This is a genomic window from Phenylobacterium sp., assembly GCF_035569475.1.
GTDB lineage: Bacteria > Pseudomonadota > Alphaproteobacteria > Caulobacterales > Caulobacteraceae > Phenylobacterium.
On sequence record NZ_DATMNA010000042.1, the window covers coordinates 42,887 to 65,412 of the forward strand.

The following is a 22,526-nucleotide window of genomic DNA, read 5'->3' on the forward strand; positions in this document are numbered from 1 at the left end:
CGCTCCGCGTCACGCTGACGCACCGGCGGGCTTGTTCGCCGCGGCTTAAGGCGCACCCGCCAACAGTCGAAGATCCCCGATCTCGGGTGCGAAGGGCATTGGCGCGATGCGAGCGAATTCCAGGCGTCCCACGGAGAGGGCCGCCGACGCGGTGGTCGAGGGCGAGGTCACGCCCTATCAGCTCACCCTGGCCGCGCTCACCTACTCCTGGGGCCGGCAGGCCGCGTTCGACATCGCCATCGGCCTGGCTTTCGCCCTGGTCGGCGGGGCGCTCCTTGGCCTGGCCTGGACGCTGGGCCTCTGCGCCTTGGACTGGGTGCTGCAGCAGATCTATCCGCGCCTGGCGGCCAGGGCCGCCGGGGTCCGGTCCGACCGAGGAATGACGTGGTTGAGCTGGCTGGTCTTCGCCAAGGGCGCCCTCTGGTACGCGATCCCCACGGGGTTCACCGTCCTCAACCACAGCGCCGTCGGCCTGGCCTACGTGGCGGTCCAGGCGGTCGGGCTCACGGCCCTGGCCGTGTCCACGGCCCGCCATTCGCGGCGCGTGTTCCTGACCATGGTCGCCGTGCCCGTGGCCGCCCTGCCGCTTTGCGTCGTCGCGACCCTGGGCGTGGGCCAAGGCGCCGGAGTGCTCTGCGAGACCCTGGTCCTGGCCTTCGCGCTCTGGCTGATCGGGTCGGGCACCAGCCGGGTCGTGTCGGAATGGAACCAGTCGCAGGCGGAGCGCCTGCAGGCCATGGCCGAGATGCGGGCGGCCCTGAAGCGCTCGGAGATCGCCGAGGCGCGGCTGTCTGAAGCGCTGGGGCGGGCGGAAGCGGCGAACCGCGCGAAGAGCGAATTCCTCGCCACCATGAGCCATGAGATCCGCACGCCGCTGAACAGTGTGCTGGGCATGGCCCAGGCCATGCACCGCGGCGAGCTTTCCGAGCCCCAGAGGGGCCACCTGCGGATGATCAGCACCGCCGGCGAGTCGCTGCTGAGCCTGCTGAACGACCTCCTCGACCTCTCCAAGGCCGACGCCGGCAAGATCGAACTGGAAGACGGGGTCATCGACACCGAGGCGCTGGCCGCCGGCGTCGAAGCCTTCACGCCGCTCCTCCAGGACAAGGACGTGGTCCTCTCCGTGGCCGTGGCGCCCGAGGCCGCGGGCGGCTGGTCCGGGGACCCCACGCGGGTGCGCCAGGTGCTGCACAACCTGATCTCCAACGCCGTGAAGTTCACCGATCGCGGGACCATCTCGGTCACCATCTCCCACGACGGCGCGGGCCTGGTCCTCGCCGTCGAGGATACCGGCATGGGCATCTCGGCCTCCCGGCTCGACCAGGTCTTCGAGCCCTTCGTGCAGGCCGACGCCTCGACCACCCGCCGGTACGGCGGATCGGGCCTTGGCCTCACCATCTGCCGCGACCTCGTCGCCCTGATGGGCGGGACGATCGACCTCGTCAGCACCGAGGGCGTGGGCAGCCGGTTCATCGTCACCCTGCCGGCGCGGGCCGTCGCGCAGCCGGCCGCGGCCGCCGAGGCGCAAGCCCCGATAATCGCCGTCGATGGCCTGCGGGTGCTCGCGGCCGAGGACAATCCGATGAACCAGGTCGTGCTGCGGACCCTGCTCGAGGCCGCCGACATCTGCCCGGTCGTGGTCTCGAACGGCGAAGAGGCGGTCGCGGCGTGGAGGCCGGGCGCCTGGGACGTCGTCCTGATGGACGTCCAGATGCCGGTCATGGACGGCGTCGCAGCGACCCAGGCCATCCGGCAGGCGGAGCGCGACGCCGGCGCCGCGCGGACCCCGATCATCGCCCTGACCGCCAACGCCATGGACCACCACCGGTCGGAATACCTGGGCGCCGGAATGGACGCCGTGGTCGCCAAGCCGATCAACCTTACGGTGCTGCTGAACACCATCCAGGCCCTGATCGCCCCGGCCGCCGACCAGGTCCCGCCATCCGAGACCCTGGCCCCCGACCGCCGGCTCGCCCACGCCTCGCGCTGACCGACGAAGCCGCGCCCGTCGCCGTCGAACGCGGTGATCCGGATGTGCCTTCCACGTCACGGCCGCCGCAGCAGGCGTGGCCAGGGCCAAGCTCGGCTTGCTATTTTTGACGCCGGCGCCAGTCTCCGCGCCTCTTTGAAAACCAGGCGCCAGACCCATGGACCGTCCCGCGGCCCAGGCGTCCTCCGTTACGGGAGGGCGCGTCCTTCCCGTTCGCACCGAACTGGCCGAGCTGCTGAAGCTCTCCGGGCCGGTGGTGATCTCGCGCCTGGGCATCCAGGCCATGGGGCTCTCGGACGCCATCGTGGTGGGCCGCTATTCGGCGACGCAGCTCGGCTACCACGCGCTGGGCTGGGCGCCGACGGCGGTGGTCGTCACCATGGCCATCGGCCTGCTCTCCGGCGTGCAGGTGATGACCGCCCGCGCCATCGGCGAGGGACGCCGCCACGAGACCGGCGCGGTGCTGCGCCGGGGCCTCAGCTACGGCCTGTGGATCGGGGTGGCCGCGGCGGTCGCCCTGGCGCTGGGCGGACCCGCCTTCCTGCACGCTATCGGGCTTGAGAAGAGCCTGGCGGATGGGGCCAGCCGGGCCCTGCTGGTCTTCTGCCTCTCGCTTCCGGTCTATGCCTTGAGCGTCACCGCCAGCTTCTGGCTGGAGGGCCTCTCGCGGCCCGGGCCGGGCGCCTGGGCCATGTGGATCGCCAACGGGGTCAACCTGGGCTTCGACCTGCTGCTGGTGCCGGGGACCTTCGGCCTGCCGGCGCTGGGCGCGGTGGGCGGCGCCTGCGCGACAACCGGCGCACGGACCTTCCTGGCGATCTTCATGCTGGTCTACATCGCCCGGATGCCCGAGGCCCGCGCGCTCGGCGTCTTCGACAAGCCGCCGCGCGACCGCGCCGCCGAGGCCGAGCAGCGGCGGATCGGCTTCGGCGCGGGCGCCTCCAACTTCTTCGAGGTCGCCGCCTTCGCCAGCATGAACGTCATCGCCGGCTGGATCGGCGGGCTGGCGGTGGCCGCCTGGGCCATCGTGCTCAACGCCGCCTCCATCGTCTTCATGGTTCCGCTGGGCCTGGCGACCGGGGCGGCGGTGCGGGTCGGCCGCGCCTATGGCGCCCGCGAGCCGCGCGGCGTGGTGCGCGCGGGGCTCGTCGCCTTCGCGGTGACCGGCGTCTTCGGGCTCGTGATCTCGCTCGTCGTCTGGCCGAACGCGGCCCTGATCTCGCGAGCCTATACGGAGAACCCGATGACCCTCGCCATCGGCGTGCCGGCGCTGGTGATCTCCTGCCTGATGTACTTCCCGGACTCTCTGCAGGTGGTGGTCGCCCAGGCGCTGCGGGCCCGCGGCGACGTCTGGATGCCCACCGTCACGCACCTGACGAGCTATATCGCGGTCATGATGCCGCTGGCCTGGTGGCTGGCGATCCCGCGCCACATGGGCCTGATCGGCATCGCCTGGGCGGTGGTGATCGCCAGCGTGGTCTCGGCCGGCCTGTTGCTGGCGCGCTTTTGGGTGCTGAGCCGCCGGGGCTAGCCGGCCCCCAGGATCCAGCCTTCCTCGCGCTCGGCGTCGAGCACCACGTCGGCGGCCGTCCCCTTGGGCGGCCCGAAGACCTCGCCCAGCTTGCCGGCCTCGTCGAGCCTGGCGAAATGCTCGGCCGTGGTGCGCACCTGGGTCAGGTCCTTGACCTCGCCCGGCAGGGCCGCGCCCTTGATCAGCGACGGATAGACCTCCGCCAGCACCAGGTCGACGCCGGCCAGATCGGCCTCGGTCAGGCTCTTGAAGCCGGTCTCGAACGGCCAGGCCCTGGCGGCCCTCGCCAGCCTCAGGCGCCTCACCACCGGGATGCCCAGGATCGCCTGACCGCCCACCGAGCCGTTGTAGTAGAGTTTCCAGATCGAGGCCGCGTCGGCCACCAGGTCGGCGTGGCGGAACTCCGGCAGGTCGCCGGGGCCGTGTGGCCGCTGCTTCTTGGGCTGCAGGGTGGTCAGCGTGTCGCGCGGCGGGCAGCCCCAGAACGGGAACGGCCCGCCGGTCAGCCGCCGGTTGATCTCGGAGGCCACGCCGAAGCGGTTGTTGGTGTTGTCGGGCTTGTCCTTGACCATCTTGTCGACCTGGTCCCAGGCCGCGCGCCAGGGCGCCTCGCCCGGCAGCTTCAGCGCCTCGGCGAAGCCGCGCGGGAAGCCCAGCGGGAAGTCGAAGCCCACCAGCGCCCGCTCCGAACGCTTCTTGAAGTCGTCGAGCAGGCCGTTCAGCCGCGTCTGCGCCTCGGCGCGGGTGGGCGTGTTGAAGCTCTCGAAGGTCAGGCGGAACCGCACGTCGCGTTTCAGCACGCCGATCCAGACGGAGTCCGCCCCGGTGTTGGGCTTGGAGGCCGCGCTCCAGTCGACGATCACATAGGCGCTGAAAAGGCGCGGCACAGGGGCAGGCTCCGGGCTCGGTGGATGAGCGGTTCTAGCCCCTGGCTCAGGGCGGGCCAATGGCGCTTTTCCCTCCCTTGACGGGGAGGGAAAGGATCTACGCGAGCTTCACCAGCATCTTGCCGAGGTTCTCGCCCTTGAAGAGGCCGATGAAGGCGTCGGGCGCCTTTTCGATCCCTTCGAAGACCGTCTCCTGCCAACTGACCTTGCCTTCGGCGACCCATTTCGAAAGGTCGGCGATGTACTGGGGCATCATCCCGAAATGATGGGAAACGATGAAGCCCTCCATGCGGATGTTGCGGCCGATCAACTGGGCCAGGTTCGAGGGGCCGGGCTCAGGCTTGGTGGCGTTGTAGATCGAGATCATCCCGCAGATGGCGAAGCGGGCGAACAGTTTGGCGTTGTTCAGGGCGGCCTCCAGGTGGGCGCCGCCGACGTTGTCGAAATAGACGTCGATCCCGCTGGGCGCCGCGGCGGCCAAAGCCGCGTTCAGGTCCTTCGCGGCCTTGTAGTCGATCACCTGATCGACCCCGATGGACTTCAGGTAGGCGACCTTGTCGGCCCCGCCGGCCGAGCCGATCACGGTGTGGCCCTTGGCCTTGGCGATCTGACAGACCATGGCGCCGACCGCGCCCGCGGCGCCGGACACGAACACCACGTCGCCGTCCTTCAGGCCCGCGACCTTGAGCAGGCCGGCGTAGGCGGTCAGCCCCGGCATGCCCGCCGCGCCCAGGAAGGCCTGGACCGGCAGGGCGCCCGGATTGAGCTTCTGGACCGCGCCGGCCGGCGCATTGAAGCCCTCGCGCCAGCCGAAGCCCGACTGCACCAGGTCGCCCGGCTTGAACGCCGGGTCGTTGGACGCCGTGACCTGGCCGATCGCGCCGCCGTCCATCACCTTGCCCAGTTGGAAGGGCGGGGCGTAGCTCTTCACGTCGTTCATGCGGCCGCGCATATAGGGGTCGACCGTCATCCAGAGGTTCTGCACCTGGATCTCGCCCGCGGCGGGCGCGCCCAGATCGATGGTCGCCAGTTCGAAGTTGTCGTGCGTCGGCAGGCCGGACGGCCGGCTCTTCAGGCGGATCTCGCGGATTTTGGTCATGGCGTTCGGCTCCCTGGGACCCTTCCGGCCCGTTCAAACAAATGTTTAGCTGGGCCTCCGGGTGGCGTCGAGGGCCATGACCTGATAGGCGGCGGGCCTCATTTCGGAGCTTCCCATGCCTGAGTCCCCCAATGCCTGAATCCTTGCGGGGCGGCGTGATCGGGGCGGGCGTGTTCGGCGGCTATCACGCAGGCCAGTACGCGCGGCTTCCCGGCGTCGTGCTCTCTGGCGTCTACGACGTGCATCCGGACCGGGCCGCGGCCGTCGCCATGCCGCTGGGCGGGCGCGGTTTCGCCGACCTGGCCGAGTTCCTCGACGCCGTCGACGTGGTGACCGTGGCCTCGCCCGCCACCTTCCATGCCGAGCACGCGCTGGCCGCCCTGGCGGCCGGCCGGCACGTCTATATCGAGAAGCCCATCGCCACGAGCGTCGCCGACGGCGAGAGGGTCCGCGCGGCCGCCGCCGCCAAGGGCCTGATCGTCGCCTGCGGCCACCAGGAGCGGGTGCAGTCGCGCGCCATGGGCCTGCTGGACATCCCCGAGCAGCCCCTGCGGCTCGAGGCCCTGCGCCACGGCCCGCCCTCGGACCGCAGCCGCGACGTCTCGGCGATCCTGGACCTGATGGTCCACGACATCGACCTGGCCCTGGCCATCTCCGCCGCCGACCCGGTGACGGCGGAAGGCGAGGGGAGCTTGAGCGACGATGGCGTCTGGGACATCGCCCGCGCCGAGGTCAGCTTCGAGGACGGCTTCACGGCCTTCTTCGACGTCTCGCGCCAGGCGCCGGCGCGCAAGCGCACGATGAAGATCGTCTATCCCTCCGGAGAGGTGGACATCGACTTCGTGGCTCGCACCCTGCGCAACACCACGCCCTTCGCGCTCGACGCCGGCTACGCCGACACCCCGGCCGGCAAGGACCCGCTGGGGGCCAGCGTCGAGGGGTTCCTGATGGCCGTCCGCGGCGAGGCGCCCCGGCCCATCGTCACGGCCGAGGAGGCGATCCGCGCGCTCGACTTGGCGCTGGCCATCGAACAGGGGCTCGCGGGGTAGGGCGATCGGGGCTAGCGTCCTGCGGCCTTTTTGCTGGAGGACCCGCCATGAGCAGCGCCTACGACTACGAGTTCAAGACCATCGACGGCGCGCCCCTGCCGCTGACCCGCTTCAAGGACAGGGTCGTGCTGGTGGTGAACACCGCCTCGGCCTGCGGCCTCACGCCCCAGTACGATGGGCTCGAGAAGCTCTACTCCGACTACAAGGACAAGGGCCTGGTGGTGCTGGGCGTGCCCTGCAACCAGTTCGCCGGCCAGGAGCCGGGGACCGAGGCGGAGATCAAGGCCTTCTGCGAGACCCGTTTCAACGTCGACTTCCCGCTGACGGCCAAGGCGGATGTGAAGGGCGACGGCGCGCACCCGTTCTACAAATGGGCGGAGGCGGAGCTCGGCGAGCCGGCGGTGCCGGTCTGGAATTTCCACAAGATCCTGATCGGCCGCGGCGGCGAGGCGATCCAGGCCTTCGGGCCGCGCACCGAGCCGGAGGCGCCCGAGGTCACCGCGGCGATCGAGAAGGCCCTCTAGGATCGCCGTTGCGTCCTGAAGACATCGTCGCGGCGAGCCTGGAGCTCGTGGCCGAGCGGGCCGGCGACCCGGCCGCCGCGGTCTATGGGCGCCTGTTCGCCGCCTATCCGGAGATGGAGGCGCTGTTCGTGCGCGACACCAGCGGCGCGGTGCGCGGCGAGATGCTGGCGGTGGCCTTCGAATGCATCCTGGATATCGGCGGGGCCGGCGCCTACGCCGCCAACCTGATCGCCGCCGAGCGGGTCAACCACGAGGGCGTCGGCGTGCCGCCCGAGGTCTTCGGCCGCTTCTTCCCGCTGCTGGCGGAGACCTGCCGGGAGCTTCTGGGGGCCGACTGGACGCCCGAGGTCGACGCCGCCTGGGCCGGACTGCTGGCCCGGCTCGACGCCGTCGTTCGCGGCCTGCTCCCAATCGGCGACCCAAGATGACAAAGGCGCCCCGCCGTGGGGGCGGAGCGCCTTGGCCCTGTGGGCGTCGAAGCCTTAGACCCCGTCCCGGCTGACTTGGATCAAGTCAGCCGGGGAAAGAACAGGGCCGTCGCCTATATCTGGGCCCTTTTCGTCCGTTCAGGCTGATTCAACCTGAGTGGGAAGGGCTCTAGAAGCGGTACTGCAGTTCGATCCCGTAGCTCCGTGGCGGGGTGAGCGCGTAGCCGGTCGAGATGCCCTGCAGGACAGGGATCGCGGTGGACGCGGTCTGTCCGGCCCCTGGGGTCAGGCCGAGCGTGTGCAGAGGCACGAAGCCGGCGTTGCGCACGGCGCCGATGCCGCTGATGCCGCCGCCGCCCTCGTAGCCGATCGAGTCCCCGACGTTCCGGGCGAAGGCGATGATGCTGTAGTGGTTGTCGGTCGCCTTCCAGGTCAGGCGAAGGTCGACCTGATCGTAGGAGGGCGCCAGGTACCAGGGACGGTTGAAGATCGAACCGTACTGCTTGTCGCGCCAGACGTAGCTGATCGAAGGCGTCAGCGAGCCCCTGTCCAGCTCCCAGGTGTAGTTGACGTTCAGCGACACCTTGTTCTTGGGCGCGTTGGGCAGGGCCTGCCCGCTGAGGTTCTGACCGCGCTGGAACCCGCCGTTGGGCAGGCCGGTGGTGAAGACGTCCGCCGTGCAGGCGTTGGCCGTGCCGACGGCCGCCAGGCACTGCGCCTGGGTGATGACCGGGCGCGCCGACGGGTCGAGCGCGGCCGGGTCGGCCGGGTCAACCACGCCCACCGCCTGGGTCACATGGGCGTCGTCGTAGGAGTAGTTGAACAGGATCTGCAGGTGGTCGATCGGCTGCCAGGTGGTCTCGATCTCGACGCCCTTGGAGACGGCCTTGGGGACGTTGAAGAACACCGACTGCGATTGCGCCAGGCCCCCTGACGTCGCCGCCACGTTGATCGGGATCTGGTCGTTCGAATAGTCCTCGTAGAAGAGCGCGATGTTCGCCTGGAAGGTGCGGCCGAAGTTCTTCTTCAGGCCGATCTCGTAGTCGTTCATGTGCTCCGGATTGCTGTTCGGGGACGGGCCGATGGTCGTGTTGATCCCGATCCGGAACGCGCCGGCCTTGTAGCCGCGGCTGTAGCGGAAGTAGGCCATGGTGTCCGGATCCGGATCCCATTGCACGCCCGCCGTGCCGGTGGTGGCCGACCAGTGATTGTCGTAGTGGCGGGTCGCGAAGCCGGTGGCCGGGTCGATCGTGGTGAGCGACGACACCCCCGGGGTCACGCCCGGCGCGCCGGGCTGGCCCGGGACCAGGCCGCTGATCACGGTCGGCAACTGCGTCAGGTCGATGATGAAGTTGGTGAAGTTCTCCGGCGAGCCGGCGCAGGCCGGGACGTCGAAGCACAGGAGCCGGATCGACTCCTGCCCGAACTTCTTGTCGTAGGTGTAGCGCAGGCCGATCGTGGTCTTCCAATGGGGCATGAAGGCCCAGTCGATCTGGCCGAACACCGCCTCGGACTTGATGTCGAGCTGCGGCCGGTCGTCATAGATCCGGTTGTTGCCGGCCAGTTGCGGGCACTGGCCGCCGGTGAAGGCGCAGACCGCATTGGTCAGGAACGGCCCGTGGGTCACCGGGGCGCCCATGTCCGGCAGGTAGGTGTAGACCGGCTGAGTGTAGTTCTCGTGGTAGTAGTAGAGGCCCCCGATCCACTGGAACGGGCTGTCGCCGGTCGAGGCGACGTTGATCTCGTGCGAGTACCAGTTTTCCTTCTCCTGGTAGTTGAAGGCGTAGCGCGGGTTCACGACGATTCCCGCCACCCCCGGCAGCACCGCGTTGCCGCTGACGAACGGCAGTTGGAACGAGGTGATCGGCGCCTGGTCGACCGGCGTCGGGCCGTTCAGGTAGTAGTGGTAGTGCGTGCCGCCCGCGATGTACTTCACGTCGATCGTGTCGGTGAGGTGATAGATCCACTCCGAGGCGAAGATCGTCGTGGCCTTCAGCTTCACCTGATAGGGCACGTCGCTGGTGAACTTCCGCGGATCGTTCTGGTTGGCGTTGGCGCAGGCCTGCGCCAGCGTCAGCCCGCCCGCCGTCACGATGTTGGTGACCCCGGTCTGCGCCGTCGGCAGGCAGGCGTAGCCCGAGGTCGGCGTCAGGCCCGCGGTCGGGGCCAGGAAGGTCGGGAAAGTCGGGTTGCCGCCGCCGACCGGCGACAGGCCGGGCGTGAGCGTGCCGGCCGGATAGCTGACCTTGGTGAAGGTGTTGCGCGAGCCCGGCCCGCCGCCTTCGTTGTCCCAGTTGGCGCCGGCCAGTTTCATCCAGCCTTCAAACTTGTCGTTGAAGTGAAACTTGAGCTGCCCTTCGTAGTACTCGGTCTCGATAATGTTGCCTTCGTCCGGCTGGCCGGGGACCGTGTTCTTGTACCAGCCCTGGGCCTGCCGCTCCCAGTTGGCGCCGAGGCGGAACTGCACGCCGGGGATCGACGTCGGGCCGGACGCGGCGGCTTCCAGGATGGTGTGCTCGTAGTTCTGCACCTGGCCGCGGACCTCGGCGTAGAAGTCCTCGGTCGGGCGCTTGGAGATGATGTTGATCGCCCCGCCGATGGAGTTGCGGCCGTAGAGGGTGCCCTGCGGGCCCCGCAGCACCTCGACCCGGTCGGTGAACAGCGGCGTCTTGCCGGCCTCCACCGTCGAGGAGGTGTAGATTCCGTCGGAATACTGCGCCACCGAGCCTTCCGCCGCGTGGACGTTGGTGTTCCGCCCGATCCCGCGAAGCGTGTTGCGGTCGTTCTGGGCGTTGTATTCCAGGCCCGGCGTGAAGTTGGTCATGTCGGCGATCGTGGTGATCCCGAGGAGGTCTCGCCGCGCTGAGGTGAAGGCCGACACCGCGACCGGCACGTCCTGCAGGCTCTGGGCCCGCTTTTCGGCCGTCACCACCAGTTCCTCGATGGTGTTGGCGGCTGCGGCCGAGGTCGCCGGCTTGTTCTGTGCATGCGCCGTTGAACCGAGCGCGGCGGCCAGCATCGCGCTGGACGCCATGAGGGCGTGTTTCCACTGCATCTGAACTGCCTCCCCGCAGCCTATGTTTATGGAGCGCTATTACCTGCGCTTGCGGGGGAGGCTGAAGCACAGCCTGCGAGGCGTCAATGTGATTGGGCTATATGAACGCCGATAACCAATGCAGGGTCCGCCACCTTGGCGCCGGAGACACAGTTGCGGGCTCTCCGGCTTCTGTAAATTGCGCCGTTCACATGTATCGAGAACTCAGTCATGGGCGACCGAGTACAGGATCTAATGGCGGTTGCTGGGGAGGAATGCCAGTGGTGATTGCGCGTACACTTGGACTGAAAATGGATACCGGATTTTCGAACTGCCAATTTTCCCTTGAAAAAACATCGGTCGCCGACGTACGGACCCTCTGAAAAGATTGCTGACCAGAAACAATGCTGCAACACGGTCGGACCCTCACAGCCAAGGATTGAGTCCGGTCCGGCGGGAGCGGGCGGGAAGGACGCGAGGCGCCAGGGCCATCCGACTGCCCACCCAGCGCCGCGATGAGCCACGAAAAAGGGCCGCCCCTTGGAGGAGCGGCCCCGGTCGATCCGGCCTTGCGGCGCAGTCAGAACTTGTAGTGCACCTCGAACCCGTAGGTCCGCGGCGGGGTCAGGTCGTAGGCCGGCGCCTGGGTGAACCCGCCGCCGCCCACCGGGGAGGCGATGGGATAGCCGCCGGCGGCGGCGTCGTAGCCCAGGGTGTCGAACAGGTTCCGCACGTAGGCGACCAGTTCGTACTTGTCGTGGTCGCCCTGCCAGGTGGCGCGCAGGTCGACCTGGTCCCACTTCGGCGCTTCGTCATAGAAGCGCGTGAAGATCGAGTCGTAGGACTTGTCCTTCCAGATGTAGCTCCCGGAGAGGATCAGGTTCCCGGGGCCGAACTCGAAGGTGTAGTTGGCGTTGAAGGCGACCTTGTTCCGGGGCGCCTGCGGCAAGGGATTGCCGCTGACCGCCTGGGCGCCCGTGGCGCCGACGGGCCTGGCGCCCACCGCCGTGGCGCCTGGGTCGGCGATGTCGACGAAGCACGAGCCGGTCGCCACCCCGCCCACCAGGCTGCAGCCCGAATCGATCCGTGTGTCGTCGAAGCCGTAGACCAGGCTCAGGTTCAGATGGTCCATCGGTTGCCAGAAGGCGGTCAGCTCGAAGCCCCTCGAGATCGACTTCGGGATGTTGATGAACTCCGTCACGCTGACCGCGCCCACCGGCACGCCGATCGGGATCTGGGCGTTCTTGTAGTCGTAGTAGAAGACGTCGGCGTCGAGGGTGAAGCGCCGCCAGGTCTTCTTGATGCCGGCTTCGAAGTCGTCGACGTACTCGGGCGCGGCCTCGACGTTGGCGCCGATGAAGCCCGCATTGAAGCCGAACGCCTTGTAGCCGCGATTGTAGCGGCCGTAGATCAGGGTCTCCTTATCCGGCGTCCATGAAAGGCCCAGCGTACCGGTGAAGGCGCTGGAGTGGTCCTTCAGGCAGCGGACCCAGTCGCCGGCGAACTTGCCGGTGGTCTGCAGGTTGGGCGTGGAACAGATGCCCTTGCCCGGGGTCATGCTGATCTGGATCGGCGTGATGTCCACCGCCGGCAGGAATGAACCGAGATTCTCCGCGCTGACCGCGGCCGAAAGGTCCTGGAAGGCGATGTAGCGGGCCTCTTCCTGGCCGTGCTTCTCGTCGTAGGTGTAGCGCAGACCGGCCGTCAGCTTCAGTTGGTCGGTGAACTTCCAGTCGATCTGGCCGAAGGCCGCCGTAGACGAGATGTGGTCCTGATAGTCCAGCAACAGGTAGTCGAGGCTTGGGTTCGGCGGGGCCGGCAGGCCGGGCGCCACCGGCGCCGGGGCGCCGATCTGCGGCTGGTCGGGCTCCTGGAAGCGCTCGGGGTTGTTGTCGAACTCGTCGTACCGATAGAAGCCACCGATCCATTGTATCGGGCTGTCGTTGGTCGAGGAGAAGTCGAGCTCGTGGCTCGACCAGTTGGGGTGCGCCTCATATTCGAAGATCTGCCGCGGATGGACGGTAAGGGGCGTGCAGATCGGCGGGCCGAGCGTGGCGCAGGTGCCGCCGGGCGCCAGCGGGATCTGATAGGACGTCACCGGAGAGTTGTCGTTGTTGAAGTAGGCGGTGTGCAGGTCGTAATGATACTGGCTGTAGCCCCCGATGTACTTCACGTCGAACCCGTCGAAGTGATGGGTCGCGTGCAGGGTCACCGTATAGGTGGCGTTCAGGACGATGTTGGTCGGCTGGGCGTGGGCGAAGGTGCGGATGTTCTGCAGCGCCGGATTGTCGGTCAGGCCGGCGGGAATGCCGACCACCGATCCCGGCACGGCGCCGCCGCCGAACGGGAAGTTCGGGTTGAAGACCAACTGGCCGGGCTGGGTTTCGGACTTGTCGTAGTGGCCGCCCGTGGGAATGCCCAGCAGCCCGCCCGGGCCGCCGCGGTCCTTGTTGAAGCCCAGGATATAGGCGTCCAGCCAGATCTCGTTCTTGTCGTTCTTGTACTCCAGCATGGCGTCGAAATAGGGGTCATGCCGCACGTCGCCCTCGGAGGGGCCGACGAGGTTCCTGAAATAGCCCTGGGTCTGGTTGAGGTCGTAGGCGCTGAGCCGGAAGTTCAGGCCCTTGATCATGGTCGGGCCGGTGACCGTGCCCTCGAACTTGGTGTAGCCGAAGTTGCCGACGACGGCCCGCACCTCGCCCCCGAAGTCCTCGCTGGGATGCTTGGAGAGGGTATTGATCAGGCCGCCCACGGCGTTGCGGCCATAGAGCGTGCCCTGCGGCCCGAGCAGCACTTCGACCTGGTCGATCAGCATGTCGTCGCGCCCGACCAGGAAGGTCGAGTTCGAGAAGAAGTCGTCGTAGTAGACCGCGACCGCGCTGTCGGAGAGGTAGATGTTGTTGTTGCGGGCCAGGCCGCGGATCACCGGGCGGTCGAGCTGGCTCGAATAGGTCAGGCCCGGCGTGAAGTTGGTGATGTCCTGGACGGTGGTGATGCCCTCGATGGCGCGCTGTCGGGCGCTGAAGGCCGTCACGGCCACCGGCACGTCCTGCAGGCTCTGCTCGCGCCGCTCGGCGGTGACGACGAGCTCCTCGATGGTGTTGGCGCCCGCGGCGGCGGCGGCCGGACGGGTCTGGGCATGGGTCGTCGTCGCGAGTGCGGCGGCCAGCAGGGCGCTGGACGCCAACAGAGAGCGCTTCCACATCATTCGAAATTCTCCCGGCGTTTCCATTGACGCTATTGGCTGCGCCTATCGGGAACGCTGGAGCCACAACCTGTGGGCGTCAACAGCCCAGGCGCTCATTATCGCCGATAACTAACTGTAGCTTAGTTGGATTGGCGAAAGAGCCACAGTTTCCGCGAGGTCAATGCGCAAATTGCACGCAGGAAACTGGCGATGTCTGCGGTCAGGTACTGAGGCGACGGATGCGATGACCAGCGAATTGCTGCCGCGTACTTCGTAAGCACTTCGCGGGTTTCGCGGTTTACATGCGAACCAAAATTTCTAATTCCGGAATTTCACCTGATAAAACATCGATTTGCCGAATACCAATGATACGACTCCGGCCTCGCGGCGCCGTGGGGATGTGCCGGTGCAGCCGGGGCGGGTGGTTTGCGGTCGCGCGGGGGCGCCGGCGGGGCTTTCCCGCGCTGCGCCGCGCGCTTAAGGAACGGGCCTCGACCTGGAGGCCTATTCAATGCATCGCAAGCCGGACGGAAGCTGGGACAAGACGAACCTTCCCAGCCGTCACGTGACCGAGGGGCCGAGCCGTGCGCCGCACCGGTCCTATTACTACGCCATGGGCCTGGGCAGCCGCGAGATCGCGCAGCCCTTCGTGGGCGTGGCCTCCTGCTGGAACGAGGCGGCGCCCTGCAACACCGCCCTGATGCGTCAGGCGCACGCGGTGTCGGAAGGCGTCAAGGCCGCCGGCGCCACGCCGCGCGAGTTCTGCACCATCACCGTCACCGACGGCATCGCCATGGGCCACGAGGGCATGCGCTCGTCGCTGGTGAGCCGCGACCTGATCGCCGACTCGGTCGAGCTGACCATGCGCGGGCACGCCTATGACGCGCTGGTCGGCATCGCCGGCTGCGACAAGTCCCTGCCGGGCATGATGATGGCCATGCTGCGGCTCAATGTGCCGTCGGTCTTCCTCTACGGCGGCTCGATCCTGCCGGGCTCGTGGCAGGGCAAGGACGTGACCGTGGTCGACGTTTTCGAAGGCGTCGGCATGCACTCCGCCGGCCGGATGAGCCTGGAAGACCTTTGCAGCCTGGAACAGGTGGCTTGCCCGTCGGACGGCGCCTGCGGCGGCCAGTTCACCGCCAACACCATGGCCTGCGTTTCGGAGGCCATCGGCCTGGCCCTGCCGCTCTCGGCCTCCTTGCCGGCGCCCTATCTCAGCCGCGACGCCTATGCGGTGGCCTCGGGCGAGGCGGTGGTCCGGCTGATCGCCACGGGCTTGCGCCCGCGCGACATCGTCACCCGCAAGTCCTTCGAGAACGCCGCCGCCGTGGTGGCGGCGACCGGCGGCTCGACCAACGGCGGCCTGCACCTTCCGGCCATGGCCCATGAGTGCGGCATCGAGTTCACCCTGCGCGACTTCGCCGAGATCGCCGCGCGCACGCCGCACATCGCCGACATGAAGCCCGGCGGCCGCTTCGTGGCCAAGGACATGGGCGAGGCGGGCGGCATGCCCATGCTGCTGAAGACCCTGCTGGAGGGCGGCTACATCCACGGCGACTGCATGACCGTCACCGGCAAGACCCTGGCCGAGAACCTGAAGGACGTGGTCTGGCGCGACGACCAGGAGGTGATCCGCCCGGTCTCCAACCCGCTGTCGCCGACCGGCGGCGTGGTGGGCCTGTGGGGTTCGCTTGCCCCCGACGGCGCCATCGTCAAGGTGGCCGGCATGACGTCGCACCGCGCGCACCGCGGCCCGGCCCGGTGCTTCGACGGCGAGCAGGCCTGTTTCGACGCCGTCGAGGCCGGCGACTACAAGGACGGCGACGTCCTGGTGATCCGCTATGAGGGCGCGCGCGGCGGGCCCGGCATGCGCGAGATGCTGTCGACCACGGCGGCGCTGTCCGGCCAGGGCCGCGGCGACAAGGTGGCCCTGATCACCGACGGCCGGTTCTCCGGCGGCACGCGGGGCCTCTGCGTCGGCCACATCGGGCCGGAGGCGCAGATGGGCGGGCCGATCGCGCTGATCAAGGACGGCGACATCGTCGCCATCGACGCCGACGCCGGAACCATCGAACTGGAGGTCGATCCCATCGAGCTGGAGAACCGCCGGCGCCACTGGGCGCCGCGCAAGACCGACTACGGCTCCGGAGCGCTCTGGAAGTACGCCCAGATCGTGGGCCCGGCCCACGAGGGCGCCGTGACCCATCCGGGCATGGCCGGCGAGACCCACGTCTACGCGGACATCTGAGCGTGAAGACCATCGGCCTGATCGGCGGCATGAGCGCCGAAAGCACCACGGTCTACTACCAGCTCATCAACCGGCTGGTGCGCGAGCGGCTGGGCGGACTGCATTCCGCGCAGATCGCCCTGTGGTCCCTGGATTTCGCGCCGATCGCCGAGCTGCAGGCGAAGGACGACTGGGCGGCCACGGGGGTGATCCTGGCGGACGCGGCGCGGCGGCTCGAGGGCGCGGGCGCGCAAGCCATCCTGATCTGCGCCAACACCATGCACCTCAACTACGCCGAGGTGGCCGGGGCGGTCTCGGCCCCGGTGATCCACATCGCCGACGCGACCGCCGAGGCGCTGAAGGCCAAGGGCGTGACCAAGGCGCTGCTGCTCGCCACCCGCTTCACCATGGAGAAGCCGTTCTACGCCGAGCGGCTGGCGGCCCAGGGCATTGAGACCGTCACCCCGCCCAAGGGCGACCGCGACCGCCTGCATGCGATCATCTACGACGAGCTGGTCGTGGGCGTGATCACCGAGGCCTCGCGGGCGGCGGTGCTGCAGATGATCCAGGACGCGAAGGCCGCCGGCTGCGACGGGATCGTCTTCGGCTGCACTGAGATCGGCCTGCTGCTGGACGTCGCCGCCATGCCGTTGCCCGCCGTCGACACCGCCGTCGCCCACTGCGAGGCGGCCGTGGACTTCGCTCTGGCCTAGTCGGCGGCGCCGCGCGACACTCGCCGCAAACGGGGCGCAGGCGGGGGCCGAACATGCGGGCGTGGGATCAGAATCGCCGGGGTTTCCTGGGGCTGGCCGGAGCCGGCCTGGGCGCGTCCTGGGCCGGGGCCTCCCTGGCGGGCCCCGACGATCCGGATCTGGTGGTCTTCAACGCCAAGGTGCTGACGGTCGAGGCGGCCGCGCCGCGGGCCCAGGCCTTCGCGGTGCGCGGCGGCCGGTTCGTGGCGGTGGGCCGCAACGAGGACATCAGGTCCCTGGTCGGCCCTCGCACCCAGACCTTCGACGCTCAGGGGATGACGATCGCCCCGGGCTTCATCGACTGCCACAACCACGCGCCCGGCGAGACGCTTCTCTACGACGTCCTGGTGGGCAACCCCTTCGAGGTGGAGTTCGTCACCATCGACAGCATCGTCGGCAAGCTGCGGGCCAAGGCCCAGACCCTGCCGCCGGACACCTGGGTCGTGGGGGAGTTCTACGACGACACCAAGGTCAAGGACGGCCGCCTGATCGACGTCCGGGACCTCGACAAGGTCTCCACCACCCAGCCGGTGGTGGTGCGTCACCGCGGGGGCCATACCTCGTTCTACAATTCCCGGGCGCTCGCCATGGCCGGGATCACCAAGGCGACGCAGAACCCGCCCGGCGGCACCTTCGACAGGTTCCCGGACGGTGAACTCAACGGCCGCGTCACCGACCGGGCCAACGTCGCCGTCGAGGCCGTCGGCCGCCGGCAGGCCTTCACCCCGGAGGAGCACGCGCGGCGCGCCCGCGACGGCCTGGCCCACATCTCAAAGCAGTTCGTCCGCTACGGCCTGACCAGCGTCCACCACGAGGGTGGCGACCTCGGCGCCCTGCAGGACGTCCGCGCACGCGGCGAGCTGAAACACCGGGTGAGCTACGAGGCCCAGCCGCTGGTCCTGGAGGCGATGATCCGCTCGGGCCTGCAGACCGGCTTCGGCGACGAATGGATCAAGCTCGGCGCCACGTCGGAGCACATCGTCGACGGCTCCTTCTCCGAACGCACCATGGCCATGAGCCACGCCTATCCGGGCGTCTCGCCGCCCTATTTCGGGAACCTGACCGAAACCCAGGACGTGCTGAACGGCTGGATCGAGCGCGTCCACCGGGCGGGGATCGACATCAACTGCCACGCCAACGGCGACGTGGCGATCGCCCAGGTGCTGACCGCGGTGGAGCGCGCCCAGAAGCTCTATCCCCGCTCGAACGCGCGGCCGAAGATCACCCACTGCACCCTGCTCAACGACGAGCTGATCGCGCGGATCAAGGCCGCGGGCGTCGTGCCGGCGGTATTCTCCACCTACGCCTACTACAACCCCGACAAGTTCCCGTTCTACGGGGCCGAGACCATGACCCACGCCATGGCGTTCCGCAGCCTGCTGGACGCGGGCGTTCCCGTCTGCGCGGGCTCGGACTTCAATCCCGGGCCGTTCTCGCCGCTGATGGCCATCCAGGCGATGGTCACGCGCAAGGGCTGGGACGGTAAGGTCTGGGGCGCGAACCAGAGGATCACAGTCGACGAGGCCTTGCGGGTCAACACCCTGAACGGCGCCTACGCCAGCCACGAAGAGGCGATCAAGGGCTCCATCGCCCCGGGCAAGCTCGCGGACTTCGTGGTGCTGGCCGAAGATCCCCACACGGCAGACCCCGACAAGATCAAGGACATCGCGATCGTCCGCACCGTCACCGGCGGGACGACGGTCTACCAGGCCTAGCGCAGGGCCCGCCGGTCCTCGGCGTCTTCGTCCTCGTCCCAGGGCGGGTCGTCGTCGTCCTGGTCGGCGAGGCGGGAGAACAGGGGCGTGAGCGGCGGGAATGGCTCGGCCGGCTCGGCGAACTCCGGCGCAGGCTGAGCGGGAACCGTGGCCGCGACCACCGCCGGGGCGACCGGACGCCGCGTGGTCATCGGCCGGCGCAGCAGGGCCTCGATGCGGGCGAGCCAGCGGTTGGCCTCGGCGATGGCCTCGGGCGGCGGCAGCTCGTCGCGGCGGCCCTCGTCCTCCGGCAGCCACAGGTCGAGCACGAAGTCCGGATGCGCCAGATCGTCGAACACCAGCCGCAGCGCCACCCGTTCGGCCGCGTCGAAGGCCTCCAGCGCCTTGCGCTGTTCGCCGCGGTGGACCCGGCCCACCACCAGGCCGTCGACGATCACCTCGGCGCCCATCAGCTCGTCCAGGGCGTAGATCAGGCCCCAGCCGCCGGCGTCCCAGACCACGGCGGCCTGGTTGGTCGTAAAGTTGAAGCCCATGCCCTTGCCGCGCCCGAGCGCCGGCAGGAAGCCGTGCAGGTCCCCCTTCAGCACGGCCTTCAGGCCCCGCTGGATCCGGCGGCTTTCGTTCATCCGCCACCGCGCGATCCCGGCCACCAGGGTGACCGCGACACCCGCAAACCCCAGCAACGCCAGCAGCCGCGTGAGCTCGTCCATGGCCGCAGGGTACGCCCCTTGGCTGAGTCTGCCCAAATCGCCGTTCGCTAGAGGTCGAGTTCGATGACCAGGGGGACGTGGTCGGAGGGCTTGTCCCAGCTCCGAACGTCGCGGTGGATGGTGACCCCGCTCAGGAGGTCGGCGGCCTGGGGCGAGAGCAGGGCGTGGTCGATGCGGATGCCGTTGTTCCGCTGCCAGGCGCCGGCCTGGTAGTCCCAGAAGGTATAGGCCCCGGGGCTGCCGTCGGCCTCCAGGAAGGCGTCGGTCAGGCCCAGGTGCTTCAGCGCGCGGAACGCCTCGCGGGTCTGCGGCCGGAAGAGGGCGTCGCCTTCCCAGTTGGCCGGGAACTCCGCGTCGCGCGCCTCCGGGATCACATTGTAGTCGCCGGTCAGGACCAGCGGCTCCTCGAGGGCCAGCAGGTCGTGGGCGTGGCGATGCAGCCGGCCCATCCAGGAGAGCTTGTAGGGGTACTTCTCGCTGTCTGCCGGGTTGCCGTTGGGCAGGTAGATCGAGGCCACCCGCACCGGCCGCGGGCCGGAGATCACCGCCTCGAGGTAGCGCGACTGTTCCTCCTCGCCGGGATCGGGCAGGCCGCGCCGGATGTCCTCCATCGGCGCCTTCGAGAGCAGGGCCACGCCGTTGTAGGACTTCTGGCCATGGACGGCGACGTTGTAGCCCAGCCGTTCAAAGGCCTCGGCGGGGAACTTCTCGTCGACGCACTTGATCTCCTGCAGGCAGGCGACGTCCGGCTGGGCGGCTTCGAACCACTTCAGCACCGTCTCCAGGCGCGCATTGACCGAATTGACGTTCCAGGTGGCGATGCGCATCCGAGGGCTCCGGCCTTTTGCCTCCCCTTTATGGGGAGGGGCAGGCCAGCGCTAGCTGGCCGGGGTGGGGAAGTGAAGATCAGGCTCCGAGTTTGGCCCGCGGCGCCCCACCCGTCTCGCTCTCGCTCGCTACCCTCCTCACGAAGGGGAGGGAAGGCTACTTCCGGGTCATGGTCAGCGGCAGGGTGGCGCCCTGGGTCCAGGTTCCGGCCAGGGTCTTGCCGTCCGGCGACAGCTTGGCCTTCAGTTCGCCGCCCACCGCCAGGAAAAGGGCCGAAAGCTCGCCGCCGTCGGTCTTCACGGCCGTGGCGGGAATGCTCGCGCCCTGGTCGAGGCTGTCGAGGATGGCGGTCTCCTGGCCGCCGACCGTCTTGAGGTGCAGCTCCAGCCGCAGCTTCTGGCCGCCGGCCTCCAGCGTGCCGGCCCAATCGCCGTCGTAGGACGGAGCCTGGGCGGCGGCGGGACCCGCGAGGGCGGCCGTGGCGAGGATCGCGACGCCGAGCCGGCGCGCAAGCGAGACGAGCTTCATACTGGCGTCCTTCCCCATGACTTTCGCGGACAGTCAGGCCGCGGCCCGCCGAGCGCAAGCCGAACCTCGGTATGTGACCTGCCGGCCCCCCACTGGCCGTGGCGGCATCCGGCCCAGATGGTGGGCGCCAACCTCGCTTTCGCGACCTGCGGGCGCCCATGGCGGTGCGCCGGGCGCGGGCGTCTAGCGGCGGCGGCCGCGGTCGCGCAACTGGATCAGGTCGTCCGGCGACAACCGCCCGCCGGCCTGGTTGGCGACCCGGATGAAGCCGGCGTTCACGCCGTGGTCGTGCAGCCGGGTGAGCTGCTCGGGAGTAAGGCCGTCGTAGCCCATGGCGTGCAGTTCGCCGACGAAGCCGCCGCTCACGCCGTGGTCGCGCAGGCGCACCAGGTCCTCCGGCTTCAGACCGGAATAGCCGGCCTGCCTGAGCTCGCCGATGTAGGTCGTGCTGACTCCGTGGTCGCGCAGGCGCTGCAGGTCGTTGGCGCTGAGCCCGGCGTAGCCATAGTCCTTCAAGGCGGTGACGTAGCGGGCCGAGACCCCATGGTCGCGCATCTTCACCAGGGTCGCCACGTCGCCGAAACGGTAGCCGGCGGCGTTCATCGCTAGGAGCTGCTTCAGCCCCGCGCCGTGGATCGCGGCGCGCGCGAGGTCGAGGGTGCTGGGCGTGGCGTAGCCCTCGCGTTTCAGCTCGTCGAGATAGGCGAAGCCGATGTCGCTCATGGCCATATGGAACTGCTGGTAGGGCTCCAGGCCGCCGCCGATCCCACGCCCGGCCAGCGCCGCAGGGAAGGCGGCGTTGGCGGCGTAGACGCAGGTCCCGACCCCACGGCCCTCGCCGGACACGCCCTTGCAGCGGAAGTCGCCGGCGTCGTGACGGATCGTGAAGGCGATAGGCTGGCCCGCGCTGGCGAGTTGGCCGTCCGACAGGCCGGCGAGCGTCGAAAGCGGGATCGTCTCCCCGATCGTCGAGGCGTGATGCTCGCTGCGGTAGCCGATCTCGAATTGGACCTGGCCCGCGCCGTCCTTGGCGTCGGCCGGACGGATCTGCCAGTCCAAACTCGCTGGGACCTCCTGGGCGACGTCGTCCCAGGCGGTCATGCCGGCCATGGCGGGCGACGCGGGTGGGGCAGGCGGTGTGGGCGGCGCCGGCGGCGCAGCCGCCAGGGCCAGGACGCTGAGGGCCGCGAGGGTCGTGGCGTTGAACATCTTGCAGGTCTCCCGGGGCCGGCGTGGGCGCTCGCGCCGTCCGGACCCTGGCGCAGGATGGGAGCCGCGCGCGCCGCCGCGGTCACGTTAATTCGCGGACAGGATCGCCGCCCCTTTAGCCGCCGATGATCTCCGCCGGTTGCGGGGCTCGGCAGCGCGTCCGGCTGCGACCTCCCGCGCCTGCGCGCAAGGAGCTGAACGATGCGAGGCCCGCGGAGCTGAGCGCCTTGGCTCCCCGCTTCGCGCGCATTGGCTGGAGATGGCCATGCATTGGCGCGGCTTGGCGGGCGATGAGAACGCTCAGGCGACGACGGCCCGCCTGATGGCGGAGGCTCGCGGCATGGCTCGGGCGCCCTCAGCCGATGCGGCCGATCCCGCGATCGCCAGGCCTGCCGCGAATGAGGGGGCCGTCAGATCGAGAAGCTGACGCCGCAGCCGCAGCTGGACTTGGCGTTGGGATTGCGGACCTTGAACTCAGCGCCGGCCAGTTCGTCGACGAAGTCGATCTCCGAGCCCTTGAGCAGGGCCAGGGACATCTCGTCGACCACCGCGGCGGCCCCGTCGCGCTCGATCTTCAGGTCGTCGGCCTGCGCCGTCTCGACCAGGTCGAACTGATACTGGAAGCCCGAGCAGCCGCCGCCTTCCACCGCCACGCGCAGCATCAGCGCCTTGCCCTCGGCCTTGCCGATGGCGTGGATGCGTTGCGCGGCCGACGGGGACAGGGTGAGTTCGGTGCTGGACATCATGGTTAGACGAATGAAACGCCTCGACTATATGAGGTGGCCAACGGCTTGGACCAAGGGCCTGTCATATAGATGGATTTGATGG

General features: G+C 69.0%; 17 protein-coding genes. 8 read left to right on the forward strand and 9 right to left on the reverse strand.

The window, feature by feature from the left end:
- Positions 1–106 precede the first annotated feature (106 nt).
- Positions 107–1,990, forward strand: a complete 1,884-nt coding sequence (locus VNW53_RS06805) for an ATP-binding protein (protein WP_325554473.1) — start codon at positions 107–109, stop codon at positions 1,988–1,990.
- A gap of 157 nt (positions 1,991–2,147) precedes the next feature.
- The gene (locus VNW53_RS06810) at positions 2,148–3,521 is read left to right on the forward strand and encodes an MATE family efflux transporter (RefSeq protein WP_325554474.1); all 1,374 of its coding nucleotides are present in this window, start codon (positions 2,148–2,150) and stop codon (positions 3,519–3,521) included.
- On the opposite strand, the gene VNW53_RS06815 is transcribed toward VNW53_RS06810, so the two are convergent.
- Both VNW53_RS06815 and VNW53_RS06820 read right to left on the reverse strand, forming a co-directional pair.
- Positions 3,518–4,408, reverse strand: coding sequence for a cobalamin biosynthesis protein CbiG (locus VNW53_RS06815; RefSeq protein ID WP_325554475.1), 891 nt, complete (start codon positions 4,406–4,408; stop codon positions 3,518–3,520). The genes VNW53_RS06810 and VNW53_RS06815 overlap by 4 nt on opposite strands.
- Before the next feature lie 97 nt (positions 4,409–4,505).
- Positions 4,506–5,507, reverse strand: coding sequence for an NADP-dependent oxidoreductase (locus VNW53_RS06820; protein ID WP_325554476.1), 1,002 nt, complete (start codon positions 5,505–5,507; stop codon positions 4,506–4,508).
- Positions 5,508–5,638: 131 nt separating this feature from the next.
- Here VNW53_RS06820 and VNW53_RS06825 point away from each other — a divergent pair, with 131 nt between their 5' ends.
- From VNW53_RS06825 to VNW53_RS06835, 3 genes are read left to right on the forward strand one after another with little or no spacing between them, the layout of a single operon-like run.
- The gene (locus tag VNW53_RS06825) at positions 5,639–6,556 is read left to right on the forward strand and encodes a Gfo/Idh/MocA family oxidoreductase (RefSeq protein ID WP_325554477.1); all 918 of its coding nucleotides are present in this window, start codon (positions 5,639–5,641) and stop codon (positions 6,554–6,556) included.
- A gap of 47 nt (positions 6,557–6,603) precedes the next feature.
- Positions 6,604–7,080, forward strand: coding sequence for a glutathione peroxidase (locus VNW53_RS06830; protein ID WP_325554479.1), 477 nt, complete (start codon positions 6,604–6,606; stop codon positions 7,078–7,080).
- Positions 7,081–7,088: 8 nt separating this feature from the next.
- Positions 7,089–7,508 (forward strand): globin, encoded by a 420-nt coding sequence (locus VNW53_RS06835; RefSeq protein ID WP_325554481.1) that lies wholly within the window; start codon positions 7,089–7,091, stop codon positions 7,506–7,508.
- Between the two features lie 169 nt (positions 7,509–7,677).
- Here the strand turns inward: VNW53_RS06835 and VNW53_RS06840 are convergent, their stop codons facing one another.
- Both VNW53_RS06840 and VNW53_RS06845 read right to left on the reverse strand, forming a co-directional pair.
- On the reverse strand, positions 7,678–10,563 hold the full coding sequence (locus VNW53_RS06840) for a TonB-dependent receptor (protein WP_325554482.1): 2,886 nt from the start codon (positions 10,561–10,563) through the stop codon (positions 7,678–7,680).
- A gap of 559 nt (positions 10,564–11,122) precedes the next feature.
- Entirely contained in the window at positions 11,123–13,729 is a 2,607-nt protein-coding gene (locus VNW53_RS06845; RefSeq protein WP_325554484.1) for a TonB-dependent receptor, read from the reverse strand.
- Between the two features lie 511 nt (positions 13,730–14,240).
- On the opposite strand from VNW53_RS06845, the gene ilvD reads away from it, so the two are divergent.
- From ilvD to VNW53_RS06860, 3 genes are read left to right on the forward strand one after another with little or no spacing between them, the layout of a single operon-like run.
- Entirely contained in the window at positions 14,241–15,977 is a 1,737-nt protein-coding gene (ilvD, locus tag VNW53_RS06850; protein WP_325554485.1) for a dihydroxy-acid dehydratase, read from the forward strand.
- Positions 15,978–15,979: 2 nt separating this feature from the next.
- The gene (locus VNW53_RS06855) at positions 15,980–16,669 is read left to right on the forward strand and encodes an aspartate/glutamate racemase family protein (RefSeq protein ID WP_325554487.1); all 690 of its coding nucleotides are present in this window, start codon (positions 15,980–15,982) and stop codon (positions 16,667–16,669) included.
- A gap of 53 nt (positions 16,670–16,722) precedes the next feature.
- Positions 16,723–18,423, forward strand: a complete 1,701-nt coding sequence (locus tag VNW53_RS06860; RefSeq protein WP_325554488.1) for an amidohydrolase — start codon at positions 16,723–16,725, stop codon at positions 18,421–18,423.
- Here VNW53_RS06860 and VNW53_RS06865 read toward each other — a convergent pair.
- The 5 genes from VNW53_RS06865 to erpA all read right to left on the reverse strand — a co-directional run bounded on the left by VNW53_RS06865 (position 18,420) and on the right by erpA (position 22,441).
- Positions 18,420–19,133 (reverse strand): hypothetical protein, encoded by a 714-nt coding sequence (locus tag VNW53_RS06865; protein WP_325554489.1) that lies wholly within the window; start codon positions 19,131–19,133, stop codon positions 18,420–18,422. The two genes, VNW53_RS06860 and VNW53_RS06865, sit on opposite strands and share 4 nt — an antisense overlap.
- A 47-nt stretch (positions 19,134–19,180) precedes the next feature.
- Positions 19,181–19,960, reverse strand: a complete 780-nt coding sequence (xth, locus tag VNW53_RS06870) for an exodeoxyribonuclease III (protein WP_325554491.1) — start codon at positions 19,958–19,960, stop codon at positions 19,181–19,183.
- Between the two features lie 157 nt (positions 19,961–20,117).
- Positions 20,118–20,489 carry a hypothetical protein gene (locus VNW53_RS06875; RefSeq protein ID WP_325554493.1) on the reverse strand — a complete coding sequence of 124 codons (372 nt, stop codon included), beginning with the start codon at positions 20,487–20,489 and terminating at the stop codon, positions 20,118–20,120.
- Between the two features lie 183 nt (positions 20,490–20,672).
- A complete protein-coding gene (locus VNW53_RS06880; protein WP_325554495.1) occupies positions 20,673–21,698 on the reverse strand; it encodes a hypothetical protein in 1,026 nt (341 codons plus the stop codon).
- A gap of 410 nt (positions 21,699–22,108) precedes the next feature.
- On the reverse strand, positions 22,109–22,441 hold the full coding sequence (erpA, locus tag VNW53_RS06885) for an iron-sulfur cluster insertion protein ErpA (protein WP_325554496.1): 333 nt from the start codon (positions 22,439–22,441) through the stop codon (positions 22,109–22,111).
- Between the last annotated feature and the right edge of the window lie 85 nt (positions 22,442–22,526).

What these genes read in the sequence shown, in the direction of transcription:
- VNW53_RS06805 (WP_325554473.1), top strand. Translation starts at nt 107, where the DNA reads ATGCGAGCGAATTCCAGGCGTCCCACGGAGAGGGCCGCCGACGCGGTG.
- VNW53_RS06810 (WP_325554474.1), top strand. Translation starts at nt 2,148, where the DNA reads ATGGACCGTCCCGCGGCCCAGGCGTCCTCCGTTACGGGAGGGCGCGTC.
- VNW53_RS06820 (WP_325554476.1), bottom strand. Translation starts at nt 5,507, where the DNA reads ATGACCAAAATCCGCGAGATCCGCCTGAAGAGCCGGCCGTCCGGCCTG.
- VNW53_RS06825 (WP_325554477.1), top strand. Translation starts at nt 5,639, where the DNA reads ATGCCTGAATCCTTGCGGGGCGGCGTGATCGGGGCGGGCGTGTTCGGC.
- VNW53_RS06830 (WP_325554479.1), top strand. Translation starts at nt 6,604, where the DNA reads ATGAGCAGCGCCTACGACTACGAGTTCAAGACCATCGACGGCGCGCCC.
- VNW53_RS06840 (WP_325554482.1), bottom strand. Translation starts at nt 10,563, where the DNA reads ATGCAGTGGAAACACGCCCTCATGGCGTCCAGCGCGATGCTGGCCGCC.
- ilvD (WP_325554485.1), top strand. Translation starts at nt 14,241, where the DNA reads ATGCATCGCAAGCCGGACGGAAGCTGGGACAAGACGAACCTTCCCAGC.
- VNW53_RS06860 (WP_325554488.1), top strand. Translation starts at nt 16,723, where the DNA reads ATGCGGGCGTGGGATCAGAATCGCCGGGGTTTCCTGGGGCTGGCCGGA.
- VNW53_RS06865 (WP_325554489.1), bottom strand. Translation starts at nt 19,133, where the DNA reads ATGGACGAGCTCACGCGGCTGCTGGCGTTGCTGGGGTTTGCGGGTGTC.
- xth (WP_325554491.1), bottom strand. Translation starts at nt 19,960, where the DNA reads ATGCGCATCGCCACCTGGAACGTCAATTCGGTCAATGCGCGCCTGGAG.
- VNW53_RS06875 (WP_325554493.1), bottom strand. Translation starts at nt 20,489, where the DNA reads ATGAAGCTCGTCTCGCTTGCGCGCCGGCTCGGCGTCGCGATCCTCGCC.
- VNW53_RS06880 (WP_325554495.1), bottom strand. Translation starts at nt 21,698, where the DNA reads ATGTTCAACGCCACGACCCTCGCGGCCCTCAGCGTCCTGGCCCTGGCG.
- erpA (WP_325554496.1), bottom strand. Translation starts at nt 22,441, where the DNA reads ATGTCCAGCACCGAACTCACCCTGTCCCCGTCGGCCGCGCAACGCATC.